Genomic DNA, 14,040 nt, shown 5'->3' with positions numbered 1-14,040 from the left:
CGGCGGGTTACCGGCGGAACCAGGGGTGCCGTGGCGCATCTGCGCCACATGGCGCTTTGTTGCCACGGGCCTCGCGCGGCGGCCCGGACGTCTCCAGCTCACGCTCGCCAGGCCACTGATCCTGGGTGCTGACCGCGAGCAGGGTCGCGAACGACATCATCCAGGTGCGCAGGTCCTCGTCGCCGAGATGATTCGTACCGGATCGATCAGCCGGCGGAGATCAGGTCCCTCGCCGCGGCCCGCACCGCGTTGTACGCCTGTTCCAGCACCTCGGGCGAGGTCGTGACCTGGGGCAGGTCGTCCGGGGTGTGGAACTGGCGGAAGTTCCCGGCCAGGGAGAGCAGCGGAACCGAGGGCCCGAGGAGCTGGTTCCACACCGCGCCCTCACCAGGGAATTTGGCGGCCTGGCCGAACCGCGCGGTGGCGAGGTGTGCGGCGAGGCCGGGAACCGCGTCGAAGCCCGGGTTGCTGGCCGCGCCGCGGGGCGTGAGTTCGAGACGGCCGTCGGCCCCGGGGGCAGCCGCCGCGAGGGCGGAGCCCAGGTGGAAGACCGCGCGCGGCCGGAGGTCGAACCCCTGGGCCAAGTAGGCGCGCACACCGAAATTGCTGAGCTCGTGGCCGGTGTTGCCGAGGAAGAACACCGGGTGCTCACGCGAGAGCTCGTCTGCCAGGGCCAGAGCAAGCGCGAGGCCGGTTCCGCGCTCGGCCGCGCAGGTGAACCATCCACTGAGGGGGGTGGTGACGACGACGGGGTCGGCGACCGGCGTCCGGGTGCCGAACCAGCCGGTCAGGCAGTACGTACGCGCCGGAATGGTTCGGGCACGGAAGTCGACGTCGGCGCCGTACCGCTGGATCCGGCCGGCGACCCGCCCGGGAACCAGGAGCGTGGGAACGCCGGTCTTCGGGGCGGCGGGGTCGCTGTTGTAGGCCACCAGCCCGTCGTATGCCGGGTAATTGGCGGTCGTGCTGGTCGTGGGCAGGACGGCCACCGAGGCTCCGGCAGCAGCGGCCTCGGCCACTGCCGCCAGCACGGAAGGGTCGTTGCCGTCCTTACTGGTCGTCACAGGTCGTACGAAGTCCGCGCGGCCCTTCCTCCGGCCGACACCCTCGTAGTACAGCGGGACGGTGGGGACGTTGACGTTCCCGACCCGGACCTGCGCCTTCCACTCGTAGTGCGGGTAGTCGTAGTACCAGCGGCCGGTGGCCGCACCCAGGCTCCGCAGCTCACGCTCGAGCCACCGGAGCGAGGCGGCCTCGCCCCTGGTCCCGGTGCGATGCTGCCACGTGCTGTATGCCTCGACCAGGGAGTAGAGCGAGGCGCCCGACCCGAGGGAGCCGCGGCGAGCGCCGTCCGTTCGACGGACAGTCCCGGCGTGAGCCGGGGTGCTGCCGAAGGCCGTGAGGCCGGCCACTGCGGCTCCGGCGGTGAGCACGGCACGGCGTGACGGGCGGCGGGAAGGGTCCGGCCGGTTCGTAGTCATTCTGCTCCTAGATGTGTGGTTCTCACTTGCCACACCTCCGGCGCCCGGTGATGGGGTCGGAGGGTGGGCTCGGTGCGCAGGGATTTGCGACGCCCCCCGGGGGGACCGTCCGTTGCTTTCGTACGTCAGCCGACGCGGACGTGGGCAGCGGCCCATGACGTGTGGTCGAAGGACGTGCTGTCGTTGGCGTTCCGCACCACCAGGCGGAGCAGCCTCACGCCGGTGACGTCCACGTCGACGGGGCGTGGGCCGCCTGCGGCTGTGAGCAGGCCGCTTTCGTAGAGCCGCAGGCCGTCGCCCCAGACTTCGGCGCTGGTGCCGCCGGCCGCGCTCTGGCGGGCGGAGAAGTCGTCGATTCCCACGACCGAGGTGAGCCGGGAGGCGTTCCCACCGAGGTGGTAGACGATCTCCGAGTGGGCGTGGACGCCCAGGCCCTTGGTGTAGGTGACTCCGCCGAAACTGATCGGAGTGCCGTCGCCTGCCGGCTTCTTGCCGTTGCTGGTGTCACGCTCGACCGGTCCCCAACCGTTGGTCGCCGCCAGCCAGGGGATGTCACTGAGGTAGGTGTCGGTGGTCGGTGCCGGGGGCGGTGTGGCGATGGCGCGCCGGGATTCGTAGCGGACCTGGTGCCGCCCGTGACGAGCGGTGGCCTCGGCCCGCAGTGACCACGTTCCGGCCGGGGTCCCCTCGACCGGCGGGGTGATCGCCCAGGTGGTCTCCAGGGCCGAGCCCGGGGCGAGGTCGTCCGCAGGTCGGCCGGAGACGGGCTCGACCCGCCAGCCGTCGGGAACCGTGAGCCTGAGCCGGGGGCGCGCCCAGGCGCGGGCGGAGGCGTTGGTGAATACAGCGGTCGCCGTGAACACCTTGCCGGGGAAAGCGAGTTCGGGAGCGGTAAGCCGCACGCCGAATCCTTCGCGGTGGTAGGTGTCCGCCCAGGACGCCCGGAGCAGAGCGGTGAGTTCCGCCGAGACCTCGGGGTTGCCGGCGTGCACGTCCGTGGTCTCGCCCGGGTCGGCCGCCAGGTCGTAGAGCTCGAACTGCCACTGATCGTCGGGGACGCCCCGGTCCCGGGCGGGCGCGAATCGGACGGCCTTCCACCGGCCGCGGCGCACCGCTTCGGCGAGGACGTTGATGCGGCCCTTGTCGACCGCCTTGGCACGCGAGGTCGAGCCGGGGTCGTTGCGGTACCAGTAGAGGTGGTCGTGCAGCGGCGCGGCGCTGGGCCCGAGGGTGAGCAGGGCGGCTGCCGAAAGGCCGTCGACGTCGCGCGGCGCCGGCGCGTCGGCGAGTTCGGCAAGGGTCGGGAGCACGTCGATCAGCGGGGTGACGCGGTCCGTGACGGCCGGACCGACGGTGCCGGGCCACCACGCGATGAGCGGGACCCGTATGCCTCCCTCGTAGAGGTTGCGCTTGTAGCCCTTGAACGGCCCATTGGCGTCGAAGAGGTCCGGGTTGACACCACCCTCCTCGTGGGGGCCGTTGTCACTGGTCACGAGCACCAGGGTGTGCCGGTCGATTCCGAGGCGCCGCAACGTGTCCACGACCGAGCCCGCGAGTGAGTCCAGCCGGGTCACCTGCGTCGCGTGGCCCTTGTCGGACGCGCCCCACGGCTGGTCGGCGTACTCGCCGGTGTCCGGGATGTCGCTCGGCGCGTGCGGAAGGTTCGGGGTCAGGTACAGCAGGAACGGCTCGTCCGCGTGCTCGGTGATGTAGGCGTCGGCGCGCCGCTCGATCAGGTCCGTGACGTACGTGCCTTTGTTGCCGCCCGCGTTCTCCGGCAGCTCGACCCGCTCGCCGTTGTGCCAGAGGTAGTCGGGAAAGTACTCGTGGGCGTGCCCGTGGGTGATGTATCCGTAGAACTCCTCGAAGCCGCGCCGGTTGGGGTGGCTGGGCTGATCGGCCTCCTCCGGCCCGAAGCCCCACTTGCCGATGCAGGCCGTGCGGTAACCGCGCGCCCGCAACACCTCGGCGAAGGTCGTGTCGTCGTCCCCGAGCGAGCCCTGCGGACCGCCGAAGGGGTTCTGTCGTACCGGCGCGTGGCCTCCGTGCAGTCCGGTCAGCAGCGAGGCCCGCGACGGCGCGCAGACCGCGGCTGCGGAGTATGCCTGGGTGAACCTGGTCCCCTCTACTGCCAGTTGGTCCAGACGCGGGGTGTGGATCAGTTGCTGACCGTACGCTCCGAGGTCGCCGTAGCCGAGGTCGTCGGCCAGGAGCACCACTATGTTCGGGCGTCTGCCGCCCGGGTGGCCGGCGGCTGCTGCCGGGGCGGCGGACAGAGCGGCCGTACCGAGGGCGGCTGCCGATCCGGCGAGGAACTGTCGGCGGCTGGGCACGTAGGACTCCTTCTGCGTGGGGTGGGCGGGGTGAGGGGCCTGCCGGCTCCGGTGCCCCTCCGCCCCGCGTCTGATCCGGTGCGGGGCGGAGGGCGCCCGGGTGGGGCGGGGATTGCCGCGAGATGCGGCGGCGGGCTGGTCGGCGCGGGTGTGTCTACCGGGCCGCAGGGCCGGTGAGCACCACCGGCATCTCCTCGCCGGGTTCGACGACCAGGGTTTCGTTCCGGTGGTGGGAGGTGTGGCCGTTGGCGTAGACGTCGCCGGAAACGGTGAAGGACAGCGGGTCGTGGCCGTCGCGGAGGGTTGCCAGGGGGGCGTCGAGCTTGTCGAGCCAGCGGATCAGTTTGTGACCCAGACGGTGAACGACCTGAGGTTCCCGGGCGGCCCGGTTGTCGCCCTCGCCGATGTCGGCGACCAGGTCGTACAGCTCCCAGGTGCGGTCCTCGTAGTTGTAGAGCAGCTTCCAGCGGCCGGACCGGATCACCGACTGCGGGTGCTGGTCGCGGGAGGCGTCGATGAGGTAGCCGGGGAGGTGCCAGTAGAGAGCGTCACGGTCGAGCTGCTTCGAGGCGTCGGCGAACAGGCCGCTCAGGTCGACACCGTCGAGAGGCTGGCCGGCGGGTGTCCTGGCGCCCGGTGTCCTGGCGCCCGGTGTCCTGGCGCCCGCGAGGGAGGCGAAGGTGGTGTGGAGGTCCGCGCTGTACACGGGGGTGTGGTTGACCGTGTTGCCGTCGACCAGTGCGGGGTTACCACTCCAGGCGATGAGCGGCACGCGCAGCCCGCCTTCGCGCAGCTCGCCCTTTTCCCCGCGGAGCGGACCGTTGTCGGTGAACTGGCCGACCCCGCCGTTGTCCCCGGTGAAGACGACGACGGTGTTGTCCGCAAGTTTGTGGCCCGGGCGACGTGGGTCGGCGGTGGTCTCCAGGTGCTCGATCACGCGGGCCACGCTCTGGTCGAGTCCTTCGACCAGAGCGCCGTAGGCGGGGTTCGAGGGACCCGTTCCCGGCGTCTTCGCCCGGTACTTGGCGAGGAGGTCCGCGCGTGCCTGTTTGGCTCCGACCGGTGTGTGGACGGCATAGGTGCTCAGGAACGCGAGGAACGGATCGTCCTTGTTGCGGTCCACGAAGTCGATCGTGGCGTCCGCCAGCGCGTCCGACACGTGCTTGTCGGTGCCGACGAGGGCATCGAGGGCGGACGGGTCGGTGGTGTGGGCATACGGCTTGATGTTGTCGTCGACGTACTGCTGGGTGTAGTCGGCGGCGAAGGCGTCCAGCTCCGGGCCGATCTGCGACACGAATGTGCCGTTCTGCGCGTGGTACGCGCCGGGAGCGCCGGCGTGCGTACCGCCGATGTTCTCGTCGAAGCCGTGCACCGTGGTGATGTCGGACGGCGTCGCCGCCACGTGGAACTTGCCGAGGTATCCCGTGGTGTAGCCGGCGCCCTGCAGCCGCTCGCCGACCGTGACCGCCTCCGCGGGCAGCGCGACGTCCTCGTCGGGCAGACCCTGTGGGGGCCCGACCAGGAGGGTGTCGTCACCACCGCGGTTGAGGTCGTCGACCAGGTAGATGTTGTTGGTGGGCCGCGGGGCGTACAGCCCGGTGAGCAGGGCGGCCCGCGTCGGCGCGCAGTTCGGGGACGCGTACGCGTTGTCGAACGCCACCCCCTCCCGGGCGATCCGCTCCAGGGTCGGCGTCTCGTAGAAGTCGTTCGCGTTGCCCTGGTTGGTCCGCGGACTGCTGAGGTCCGTCCACCCGAAGTCGTCGCCCAGCACGAAGACGATGTTCGGACGCGCGGCGTCGGGACGGGCGGGTCCGGCCGCCCTCTCCTGGGCGGCGGACGGAACGCCGACGGATGTGAGGGCGAGTACCGTCGGGAGCGCGAGCAGGCCCAGTCGCCTGAGCTGTCTGTTTCTCACGGGGTTTCCTTCTGCTTGGTCCGGGCGGGGCGGGGGACGTGCGGGTTTCAGCCGGCGTCGTTGGCGCAGCGGAAACCGATGTTCGCCGCGGCCGAGTCGGCGGTGTTGCTGGACCGTGCCGCAACCCGGTAGCGGTAGCAGTACGAGTCGTGGCACAGGTAGGAGCCGCCCCGCATGACGCGTGGGGCGGACCGGCTCGTGTCGTGCCAGGGACCACGCGGGTCGTGCACGGGAGCCTGCCCGGCACGTGCCGCGTATGTGTCGGCCGCGAAGGTGTCGCCGCACCACTCCCAGACGTTGCCGACCATGTTCCACAGACCGAAGCCGTTGGGACGGAAGGACTTCACCGGCGCGGTCGCGACATGGCCGTCCTCGGCGGTGTTGTGGGTGGGGAAGGTGCCTTGCCAGATGTTGCACATCCACCGGCCGCGCGGGGTGAGTTCGTCGCCCCACGGGAAGCGGCCGACCGCCAGCCCACCGCGCGACGCGTACTCCCACTCGGCCTCCGTGGGCAGCCGCTTTCCCGCCCACCCGCAGTACGCCTGCGCATCGTTCCAACTCACCTGGACCACCGGGTGGTTCGGCCGGTCCCCGATGGACGACAGTGGGCCGTGCGGGTGGCGCCAGGAGGCCCCTCGCACGATCAGCCACCACGGTGTGGCCGTGGCCCGACCGAGAACGTCGTCCTTGTCGGCTCGCACCGTCAGGTGGAACACCGCGGAGACGCCGAGGCGTTCGGCATCGGTGACGTACGCGGTGTCCTTGACGAAAGCGGCGAACGCTGCGTTGGTCACCGTGGTCGCGTCGATCAGGAACTGGTCCAGCCGTACGTCGTGGACCGGCCCTTCCCCGTCGGCGGGGTAGCCCTCGCCATGGGCGTCGCCCATCGCGAACGTTCCCCCGGGAAGACGCACCTGCCCGCGGGTGCCGCGGTCGGCCGCTGCGGGACGGAACGGTCCTGGGGGCCCCAGCGTGATGGCGCCGATCAGCGTGCCGTCGCCGGCAGGGGAGGCGCAGCAGGATTCACGGCCCTCGGCCGAAGGGGTGCAGCAGCTCACGCGTCAGCTCTCCCGCACGGCGCCGGCGAGCAGCCGCTCGACCTTGCGGACGAGCGCCGGGTGTTGAGCGGCGAGGTCGTCGCGCTCGCCGGCGTCCTGGTTCAGGTGGTACAGCTCGACGGGGCGGTTCTCCAGGCGCACACCCTTCCAGTTGCCGAAACGCACGGCCTGGTCCTTGCCCTCCTGCTCCCAGTAGAGGTACTCGTGCTCCGGCTGCTCGCCACCGGTCAGCGCGGGGATGAAGGACACACCGTCGAGTCCGGGCGGTGTACGCGCGCCGGCGGCCTCGGCGAACGTCGGCAGGAAGTCCCAGACCGCAACCGGGTCGTGCACCTCGGAGCCGGGTGCGATCCCACCGCCGGCCCGCAGGCTCTTCGGCAGCCGGACGATCAGCGGAACCCGGATGCCTCCCTCGTACACGGTGAACTTGATGTCCCGCAGAGGGCCGTTGCTGTCGAAGAACTCCGGGTCGTGCGGCAGGGTGCTGCCCACGTGCTCGAAGTTCTTCCCCGCCTTGTGCGGCCCGTTGTCGCTGGCCACCAGGACCAGGGTGTCGTCCCGCAGGCCGAGTTCGTCGAGCCGCGACAGGACACGCCCGATCTCGGCGTCGACGCGGGTGATCTGCGCGGCGTGGTTGCGCTCGCCCTGAGGCCAGTCCTCGTCGCTGTACGGCGCGTCGCTCGGGATCTCGTTGGGGGCGTGAGGGGTGGTGTAGCCCAGATAGAGGAAGAACGGATCGTTCCGGCTGCGGTCGATGAAGTCGAGCGCTTCCTGGGTGAACAGGTCGGTTGCGTAGGTGATGTCGGCGTTCTCGTTCTCCGGGTAACGCACCTTCTCGCCGTCGCGCCACAGGTACGTGGGCCAGTAGTCGTGCGCGTGGGTCTGGTTGATGTAGCCGAAGAAGTGGTCGAAACCCTGCCGGTTGGGGTGGCTCGGGCTGTCGCCGGTGTCGGGTCCCAGTCCCCACTTGCCGATGTGCCCCGTGGTGTAGCCGGCGTCGCGGAGCACTTCGCCCACGGTGACGTCCTCGGCCCGCAGGCCTTCGTCGGCGTCACCGTTGGACTTGACCCGTGCGTGGCCGGTGTGCAGACCCGTCAGCAACGACGCGCGCGTGGGGGCGCAGGACGGCGTCGCGTATGCCTGGGTGAAGCGCGCCCCCTCTGCGGCGAGGCCGTCCAGCACCGGCGTGCGGATCACCTGCTGACCGTAGGATCCCAGTTCGCCCCGTCCGAGGTCGTCGAGCAGGATCAGCAGGATGTTCGGCGCTCTGCGGCGGCTCTGCCCGGTACCTGCCTCGGCGGGCGCCTCGGCGGAGGCAGCACTCGGCCACAACGATGCCGCGGCCGGCCCGGCCAGCACCGTCGCGGCCAGGCCGCCGAGCAGGGACCGTCTGGAGACACCGGTCTGGTTCGTTGTGCTCATGGGGGTTCCGCCTTCCAGCGGCAGACCACGGCACGCATGTCATGGTCGCGACAAGTACGAGGGATTAGAGTGTCCGGGAAACCCTGTTTGATCGGGTGTGGGCGCGGTTCGGGGGAGGGGATGTGCGCGCGGGTCCGGCCGAGGCACGTCGGCGCCGAAGTCGACTCAGCGACAGATCTCGTCGAAATGGTCGGCGCGACGCGTGAACAAGAAGGGGTCGCGTGGCGCAAGGGGGCCGGAACGGGCTGGCAACATGTTCAATATTCGATCATGTGAGTGAAAGAGTCTCCACGGTACAGCGGTACGTGAAACGTGAATGACACACCACTGACGCAATCGCAGTCCGGTCGGCATTGATGAGGTCGGCTGAGCATGCGGCCCGACCGTCCGTGTCGTGAAAGAGCCCACGTGCGGAAGGTCCTCGACCGCGACGACACGGCCGAGCACACCCGGTAAGACCCTCATGGGCCGCCCCACTCCCCCAGCTGTACGATGCGCGCCATGACGCTCGGGGCGGGGACGGAACACGGCTTCTGGGCGCGAAAGTTGCTCGTTGAAGCAGGTGTGGATCCGAACGATCTGCGACTGGACGAGTACGAGCATGTGGACCGTGGAGTCGCGCTCGCCCTGAGCGGGTTCGACTCGGAGAGTTCCGGACTGGTCGAGGGCGCGGTCTCCCTCGCCTCGGACGTTCTGCGGCGATGGCGTACACCTCGTCCGGAGTTGGTGGCCGGCCTGGTGCGATGCCTGGAGTCCCGTCATACCCATGCCAGGGGCGACGCGGCGATGGCGTTGGCAGGGCTTGTGTCGGCCGACTCCACGCAGGACATCACCTCGGCCGTTCCCGCACTGGTCGTGGCCGCCAACGATCCCTACGACCGGGTAGCCGGGCCGGCTGCGCTGGCTCTCGCACGCCTGGACCATCCGGGGGTTCTGGACCCGGTACTCCGGTGGCTGGCGTCAGGCCAGATCCCGTACCTGCAGGTGACTTCGCTCGGGCGGATTCTGCAGCCGTTGGCAGGATGTGCCGACGAGTTGCACCCCGGTATCCGTCGCACACTCGTCGGCTCGGCCGACCGGGAGGGACTGCGGCCGGTGCTCACGGCACTGGCCGGATGGGGTCCCTCCGCGAGCGAGGCTGTTCCGGAACTCGTTCCGGTACTCGCCACCCGCAACGTCCGATGGGCCTGCGACGTGCTCGGCAGTATCGGCCCGGCGGCGGCGCTCGCGGCGGACACTCTCGAAAGCTTCGTGTGTGGCATCACGCAGCCACCGCGCCACGACGGCAGCCCCCTGTTGCCGTACGGCACACGACGATGGCACGGCGCGCAGAACGCGGCGTGGGCTCATTGGCGAATCACCGGGGATTCAAAGGTCTTCCTGGCCTTCCTGGAGGACGCGGCATCCCGGGGTTTGGCGAATGCCGATCTTGGCCGCTTGGCGGAGTTGGGCCCGCAGGCGTCACGATGCGCGGCCGTGGTCCGCCCGTTGCTGGAGTCCCACGGCCCGTGGACACGTGTGCAAGCCGCCCATGCCTGGTGGCGGATCACCGGCGACACGGACGCCGCTGTCCCGGTACTCCTGGCGGCGCTGGAACCACTGAGGTCGGGTGATGCGGACGAGTCCTGCCGCGCGGCGGTCCGGTACATCGCCCGGATCGGTGCCCCGGCCCGCGCCGCGGCCCCTCTGCTCGAAGCGACGCTGGCGTCCGACCGACGCTTCCCGGCAGACGTCTACCCTGCGGCCCGCGCGGCACTGGCCGCCTTCGGTGACGGCCTTCGCCGCCCGTGGACCATCGTTTCCTGAAGGCCGACTGCCGGACGAAGTAGCGCGGTCAATCCGGTCGGCACGCCGTGACCAGTTCAGGGACATCCGTGATCCACCCCAGCCGGGCAGCCTGCCATCCCAGCTGCATCCGGCTGGAGACGCCCGCCTGGTCCATGAGGCTGTGCACCCGCCGGTTCACCGTGCGCTTGCCCATGCCGAGCTGCCGTGCGATCGCGTCATCGGTGAGTCCCGAGAGCAGGAGAGTCAGCATCTGGGCGTCCGGCTGTGTCAGGGGCCCCTGATCGGAGACGGGATCCAACGGCAGCGCGGTCGCCCACACCATCTCGAAGAGAGCGAGCAGCGCTTCGAAGAGCGGCCCGGGGTGGATCAGGAGGGCCACGTGTGGCAGCTGTGCCTCCTCCGCCCGAAGTGACACCAGTGCCGCGGATCTGTCGACGATCACCAGCTTGAGCGGGACCTGGTTGAGGACACGGGCCCGCTCGCCTGCGTCGACGTACTGTTTGATCTCCTGCAGCGCACCGCTCTCGGCCACGGCCAGACGGTCGTACACCGTCCGGTACGCGACCCCGGCCGTCAGTTGGTCGAGCTCGGCCGCGTTGAGGGCCTCGGACACCAGGTACGGCGGTGCGTCGAACCTCAGCACCTGCTTACGGGCGTTGCGCTGGATCTGCTCGTACCTGAGCGCCAGGCTCTCCTCGGGAACGATCTCGGCTATCTCCTCCAGGGCAGCCGGGCCCGAGGCGGTTTTCCGGTACTCCTTGGTGAGCCGGTCCAGGACGCCCCGAGCCGTCCGGAGCTGGTTCATCCGCAGCAGCAGGAGCTCCTCCCCGGCAATGTCGGGCGGAGACGGAATCACCTGCGCGGGCCTCTCGTCGGTGAGGGTCACCAGCCCTTTGGCGACGAGCCCCTGCGTCGCCTCGACCGTCTGTGCATGGCTCAGGTTGAGCCGGTGCCGCATCTGATCGGTACGGATGCGGCCCGACCTGACCAGGAATTGGTACATCTGCGACTCGCCCGTGCTCAGGCCCAGCGTCTCCAGCATGTGCGCCCTTCCCCTCGAAGACCAGCAGAGGATAGCGGGGCCCCGGACGGGCCGTTCGCCGGAGACAGCAGGTGAGAAGGTTCGGGACCACACCCACCGACTGGCCGTCCGACTTCGGCGGACCCGGCTGGACCCGGGTGACGGGACCGGACTGGATGCCGGAGGAGTGGTACCCCCGCATGTGCGCACCCGACCGGCCTGACTGGAACTGAGAGAATCCGTGCTTGCGTTCACCCGGGGCGCTGACGGGAAGCTCGCCTGCATCGTCAGCCAGTCCGCGTACGGCATTCCCCTGCCGGGCAGCGCGAAGGCCGGAGGATCGCAAGGGCATTTCCGTCATACCCAGCCAGAGGCAACCCTTCGTTCCGATCGTAACGATCAATTCCGTCGACTCCATTGAGCAGTTGAGCGTATGCGTGCTAAAAACCGCCTTACTTCCACGCGCTCTCCCGTCCAGATCCCGGCCTCCGGAGCACCCATGACGCCCCCTCCCCCGCCCCCTTGGTCCCGCCGCACCTTCCTCGCGGCGACCGGCGGCACCGCAGTAGCCGTCGGCCTCGCCGAGACCGGCGCCGTCTCGGCGGCCCCCCGCAGCACGGCGGCGGCTGCCGCGGAGACAGACGAAGCCTTCGCCGCGCTGCGTGCCACATGGCGCACCCTGATCCTCGGTGAGGGCTTCAGCCCGACGGCCGAGCCCTTCCGGTCGAAGCTCACCACGCTCGGCACCCAGGCAGCCGGCTTCCGGGACACCATGGCACCGGTGGCCGGATCTCTCTGGCCCGGCCTCGGATACGCCGATCCGACCCCGGACACCGACCAGGAGTCCTACGGCTACTCGGCCCGTATGAACGAGAGTTTCACGCGGCTGAGCACGATGGCCCAGGCGTACGCCCAGCCCGGGACGGGTGTCACGGGCGACGCGGCGCTGCGGGATGCCGTGATCACGGGCCTGGACCACCTGTGCTCCGACGTCTACAGCGCGGACCGGGCGCCGTTCGGCAACTGGTGGAACTTCCAGATCGGTTCACCGCAGGCGCTGCTCGACACCGCCGTGCTGCTCCACGACCACCTCTCGGCGGAGCAGGTGGCCGTCTACTGCCGGTCCGTGGACCGTTTCCTTCCTGACTCGGCCGTGGCAAAGTACACCGGCACGAGTACCGGGGCCAACCGTGTCGACCTGTGCCGCGGGCTCATCCTGCGCGGCGTCGTCGGCGGCAACGCAGCCAAGATCGAAGTCGGCCGTGACGCGCTGTCCCCCGTCTTCCCCTACGTGACGTCCGGCGACGGCTTCTACGCCGACGGCTCATTCGTCCAGCACACGAATGTCCCGTACATCGGGGGTTACGGCGCGGTGCTCCACGACGGCCTCGGACGGCTGTTCGCGCTGCTGCGGGACTCGACGTGGCAGGTGGACGACCCGGGCAGCCAGCTCTTCCTCGACACCGTCGAGAAGGCCATCGCCCCGTTCATCTACAACGGCCTGATGATGGACAACGTCTCCAGTCGCGGGATCAGCCGCGGCCTGACGGCGGCGGACCCCTTCCAGCTCCCCCAGGACGACCACACCCGCGCGCACAGCGTGATGGCCTCCGTCGTCCTGGTCGGCCAGGGCGCGAGCGCCGAGGAGCAGGCCCGCTGGAACTCCATGGTCAAGGGCTGGCTCCTGCGGGACTCCTACGGACCCGCCCTGAAGAACCCGAAGCTGAGCCTGGTCAACACTGCGCGGCTGCAGAAGCTGTACGACGACGACACGGTCAGGGCCTCACCGGAACCCGGCGAGCACCGGGCCTTCCCCAACATGGACCGTGCCACCCACCGCCGCCGCGACTGGGGCGCGTCGGTCAGCATGGCCTCCGCCCGGATCGCGCACTACGAATTCGGCAACGGTGAGCACGCCCGCGGCTACCACACCGGCTCGGGCTGGCTGTCCTGGTGGGGCGGCGACCACGGCCTCGCGCAGTACTCGGACACCTTCTGGCCGACCGTCGACCCGTACCGGCTGCCCGGTGTCACCGTCTCGAGGAAGCAGCTTCCGGACGGGTTCGGCGGCAACTGGGGCAACCCGAAGCCGGACACCACGTGGGTGGGCGGCACCACCGACGGCGAGTTCGGCACCACCGGGCAGCACCTGCGGGGCGTCGGCAGCACGATGACCGCGAAGAAGTCGTGGTTCTGGCTCGACGACTCCGTCGTCTGCCTGGGCGCGGGCATCACCTCGGCCGACGGCGCCACGGTGGAGACGGTGATCGACAACCGCAACCTCGGCGCATCGGGCACCGCCGCGCTCGTCCTCGACGGCATCCCGCAGCCGGGCGCCCGGGGCCGGCTCACCACCCGGGAGCACACCAGGTGGGCGCACATCGAGGGGCATGCCGGCTACGTCTTCCCGGAGGCGGGCGGCAGCCGGGTGAGCGCACTGCGCGAGGAGCGCACCGGTGCGTGGAAGGACATCAACGCCGGCAGTTCCCCCGCCCCCTTCACCCGGCGTTACCTGACCCTGTGGCAGGACCACGGCATCGACCCGCAGGACGCCTCCTACGCGTACATCCTCATGCCCGGCGCCGGAAAGATCCGTACCGCCGCTCGCGCCCTCGACCGGCTGTGGCTGCGGATCCTCGCCAACACCCCGCAGCAGCACGGCATTCGCGTCCCCTCGCTCGGCTTCACCGGGATCAATTTCTGGGCTGCGGGCACGGCCGGCAAGGTCACGGCCGACGCACCGGTGAGCGTGCAGATCCGGGAGAAGCGCGACGGCACGGCGACGATCTCGGTGGCAGACCCGTCCCGCAGCGTGAAGAGCCTCACCCTGACCTGGCGGCGGCCGGTCGCCTCCGTCCTCTCCAAGGCCCCCTCGGTCACCGGCGCCCGGACCGGCTCCTCCCTCACCCTGACCTTCGGCGACCTCAGCGGCACCGCCGGCGCGACCCACCGCGTCAAGGTCCGCACGGCCTGACGGCCCCCGCCTCCCCCGTCACTCCCGTGCCCGCTGTTCCGGCGTGAG

The 14,040-nt window shown here is 70.2% G+C and carries 8 protein-coding genes; 2 read left to right on the top strand and 6 right to left on the bottom strand.

Annotation, left to right across the window (positions count from 1 at the left end; genetic code table 11):
- Nucleotides 1–206: 206 nt before the first annotated feature.
- From ACFW9O_RS28110 to ACFW9O_RS28090, 5 genes are all read right to left on the bottom strand, one after another.
- The gene (locus ACFW9O_RS28110; protein WP_384613209.1) at nucleotides 207–1,481 is read right to left on the bottom strand and encodes a hypothetical protein; all 1,275 of its coding nucleotides are present in this window, start codon (nucleotides 1,479–1,481) and stop codon (nucleotides 207–209) included.
- A gap of 125 nt (nucleotides 1,482–1,606) precedes the next feature.
- A complete protein-coding gene (locus tag ACFW9O_RS28105) occupies nucleotides 1,607–3,814 on the bottom strand; it encodes a sulfatase-like hydrolase/transferase (RefSeq protein ID WP_384613208.1) in 2,208 nt (735 codons plus the stop codon).
- Nucleotides 3,815–3,968: 154 nt separating this feature from the next.
- A complete protein-coding gene (locus ACFW9O_RS28100; RefSeq protein WP_384613207.1) occupies nucleotides 3,969–5,729 on the bottom strand; it encodes a sulfatase in 1,761 nt (586 codons plus the stop codon).
- Nucleotides 5,730–5,776: 47 nt separating this feature from the next.
- Nucleotides 5,777–6,718 carry a formylglycine-generating enzyme family protein gene (locus tag ACFW9O_RS28095; protein WP_384613250.1) on the bottom strand — a complete coding sequence of 314 codons (942 nt, stop codon included), beginning with the start codon at nucleotides 6,716–6,718 and terminating at the stop codon, nucleotides 5,777–5,779.
- Between the two features lie 72 nt (nucleotides 6,719–6,790).
- A complete protein-coding gene (locus ACFW9O_RS28090) occupies nucleotides 6,791–8,209 on the bottom strand; it encodes an arylsulfatase (protein ID WP_384613206.1) in 1,419 nt (472 codons plus the stop codon).
- Between the two features lie 501 nt (nucleotides 8,210–8,710).
- On the opposite strand from ACFW9O_RS28090, the gene ACFW9O_RS28085 reads away from it, so the two are divergent.
- Nucleotides 8,711–10,015 carry a hypothetical protein gene (locus tag ACFW9O_RS28085; RefSeq protein ID WP_384613205.1) on the top strand — a complete coding sequence of 435 codons (1,305 nt, stop codon included), beginning with the start codon at nucleotides 8,711–8,713 and terminating at the stop codon, nucleotides 10,013–10,015.
- 28 nt (nucleotides 10,016–10,043) lie between these two features.
- On the opposite strand, the gene ACFW9O_RS28080 is transcribed toward ACFW9O_RS28085, so the two are convergent.
- A complete protein-coding gene (locus ACFW9O_RS28080; protein WP_384613203.1) occupies nucleotides 10,044–11,039 on the bottom strand; it encodes a helix-turn-helix domain-containing protein in 996 nt (331 codons plus the stop codon).
- Nucleotides 11,040–11,517: 478 nt separating this feature from the next.
- Here ACFW9O_RS28080 and ACFW9O_RS28075 point away from each other — a divergent pair, with 478 nt between their 5' ends.
- Complete coding sequence (locus ACFW9O_RS28075) at nucleotides 11,518–13,992, top strand: polysaccharide lyase 8 family protein (RefSeq protein ID WP_384613201.1); 2,475 nt, start codon at nucleotides 11,518–11,520, stop codon at nucleotides 13,990–13,992.
- The last annotated feature ends 48 nt before the right edge of the window (nucleotides 13,993–14,040 follow it).

The organism is Streptomyces sp. NPDC059499, assembly GCF_042749285.1.
In the GTDB taxonomy this organism is placed as follows: Bacteria; Actinomycetota; Actinomycetes; order Streptomycetales; family Streptomycetaceae; genus Streptomyces.
The sequence above is the reverse complement of the archived record's forward strand: the minus strand, read 5'-3'. Positions and strand labels throughout refer to the sequence as shown.

Bases quoted from the DNA above. Each gene is read 5' to 3' on its own strand.
- ACFW9O_RS28110 (WP_384613209.1), bottom strand. From the start codon at position 1,481: ATGACTACGAACCGGCCGGACCCTTCCCGCCGCCCGTCACGCCGTGCC.
- ACFW9O_RS28090 (WP_384613206.1), bottom strand. From the start codon at position 8,209: ATGAGCACAACGAACCAGACCGGTGTCTCCAGACGGTCCCTGCTCGGC.
- ACFW9O_RS28085 (WP_384613205.1), top strand. From the start codon at position 8,711: ATGACGCTCGGGGCGGGGACGGAACACGGCTTCTGGGCGCGAAAGTTG.
- ACFW9O_RS28080 (WP_384613203.1), bottom strand. From the start codon at position 11,039: ATGCTGGAGACGCTGGGCCTGAGCACGGGCGAGTCGCAGATGTACCAA.
- ACFW9O_RS28075 (WP_384613201.1), top strand. From the start codon at position 11,518: ATGACGCCCCCTCCCCCGCCCCCTTGGTCCCGCCGCACCTTCCTCGCG.